Below are 2,397 nucleotides of genomic sequence, written 5' to 3'. Positions count from 1 at the left end.
TCAAGGCATCCTCAGCAGCATAGCGCTCTGCCACTTGAGCATCCTGCAAGGGGGCTGGTGAGTCATGATTCCCATCGATGAAAATCAGAGACCAGCGACAATCCTCTTGCTGGGCAATCTCCTCCACCTTCCCTGGGCTATAGCCAGGATAGAGATTGACATTAGAGCGAACTCCAGCCGAGCGAAGAGATTGATCCGCACTTCCATAAATCTGGGGATCGGCCAGATCAGGATCTACCACATCGAGAATAACCCCGCCTGCTGCCAAGTGAGCAGTTGACCAACCTAGCCAACAGCCGATCTCCAAAGCGTTTCTTCCTTGTAGCTTAAGGGCAGTATTGTACAGAATATGAGCCTCGTCTCGACTAACAAAGCCGATAGTAGGTTGACGCAAATCCGCAGTCCAAAGCTGAGGAACTTCTTTCCGTAGATAAGGCCAGGGATGAGGCCCTGGATCGATAGCAGTCATTAGAGGGAAGTTGTAGTCGAGATATATTTTCTTTTGATTAGCTGATACATAGTCATACCTTCTGATTGGAGAAGAATGGCTTCTAGGATACCAAAGACTGGCTTCAACTTTGAAGCCATCGGTAGTATGAGCTACATGAGTTTTTCTATCCTTATCTTTATAGGTAATGTGTAGAATCTCTAAAGGGATGTAAGGCTTCCAAGGCTCAACCCAGAGCTTTCTTTTTGGATCCCATAGAGGTAGTTTACTATGAACTGTCCAGTTACAAAACAATGGTAAAATTTGAACGTTATCTATCCCTAAGTCATTATGAATAGCCAGGTTTAGAGAATACTGATCTGAGTATAGATCGAGGCTCATAGAGATAGCTTGGCTCAGTCTGTTTTTCCATGCTACCCAGTGAATACCGGAATTACTTCCAGAGAATACACCAGCATTTAGATTTGGTCTTATGTATGGGTGGTTATATACATGTCCAAAGTACTTGATGTATCCCGAGAGGTGAAAAGCTTGATGCGAAAATGGATAGGGATCGAAGAGAGTATTTAGCAACTCAGGAACAACTGCAAGGTTTTTGTATCTTGCTCCCAGGGTAAGAAGCTCAATTGCAGACCAGTCTTGCACCCAAGCATCTGCATCAATCCAAATGTAAGTCTCATAGCTCGGGAAGTACCTAGGCAAGAAGGGTCTGGAAACTAGCGCCTTGAGGTACTTGGGCTGTCTATCGGCCTCTGGAAGGGTATAGTTCCAACCTGGCTCAACGATGTGGTCAACGTACTGACCTATCCATTGCAACTGCTCCGGTGTACAGCCTACATCCAAGAATCCAATATCTACAGAGTGCCCCTGAGGTTTCTCTCGGATGGAGAGAATAGTCCCCTGAAGTCAGCAGCCGTAACGATAATGGTTGAGTTCATAACCTTAAGTCTCTCCTCCAAGGTTTGAATTGTTGTCGACAAAGCAAGCCCTGCTTAGATAGCAAAGGACTCCTCTTTGGCCTGCTACAACTTCTCCCTGCCAGAGGAGATGGGTAGGGTCCAACATCTGGTCAATTTGCTCGCGGTCTTGCTCAGAAGTAAACTCCACGTAAATCACCTTGATGTCTTTGAGCTGCTCTTGCAAGCTGGTCAACACCTCCACCTCATCTCCACCTGTAGCCACCCTGAGCACATCGATGAACTCCAGACCCAGCTCCTTGAGGGCTGCCCTGGCTTCCCGGAAAGGGAGCGGCTGCTCCACTCCCCACTCGGCCTGAGGATCCTCCGGCCAGAGCCGACAAGTTCTGCAGCTATTCTGCCCCGCTAGCCCCACCGGATGCACAAAGCAGTTGCCCAGGCCAAGAGCATTCTGCTGCAGCAGGTGCAAGGCCAAGGGATCCACCTCAAAACAATGAATGGCCGCCTCAGGGCAGAAACCCCGAAAACAAACGCTACCAAGGCCTACCCCAGCTCCGATGTCGATAACCATCTGCACCTGACTAGACAGAAACACAGGAAAGTTAAGATACGTCCTCTCGTAAAAAACGGTGTCTGGGTAGAGCTTTACCGAAAACCTGAGTTTGCCAAAGTCAAAGCCAGTCAACACTGCTTCCATTAACTTACTGGCATTGGCCAAAAGAAGTTGGTGGTCCTCTGCCAAGACAAAAGCAAAGTTAGCCCTCACAGGCCGCCCCAGCCGCTGCAAGTCCTCAGCTGTGCACACCACCGCATCAAAACTAGGCCGACTGGCTGGCTCCCCTCTCACCTCGTGAATTCGCTCGGGCACTCCCTTCTGCTGCAGCAGGGCACAGGGATCCCCAAACCCCTCTTCCACATACAGCTCCAGCCGCGGCAAGTCCAGCAAGTCTGCTGCTATCACTTCCGGACAACCTTGGCTAACCAGCACCTGCAGCCGCTCTTGCACTCGATGCAGCTCTTGGATGGGCTCGT

The 2,397-nt window shown here is 49.7% G+C and carries 1 protein-coding gene and 1 pseudogene; both read right to left on the bottom strand.

The window, feature by feature from the left end:
* On the bottom strand, positions 1 to 1,093 hold a 1,093-nt coding region (locus ACVWYZ_RS14250; RefSeq protein WP_457467423.1), incomplete at its 3' end, for a class I SAM-dependent methyltransferase.
* A 297-nt stretch (positions 1,094 to 1,390) separates the two neighbouring features.
* A pseudogene (locus tag ACVWYZ_RS14245) lies at positions 1,391 to 2,397 on the bottom strand (glycosyltransferase family protein); the annotation flags it as partial.

The sequence above is a fragment of the Thermostichus sp. MS-CIW-37 genome, from assembly GCF_054060065.1.
The sequence above is the reverse complement of the archived record's forward strand: the minus strand, read 5'-3'. Positions and strand labels throughout refer to the sequence as shown.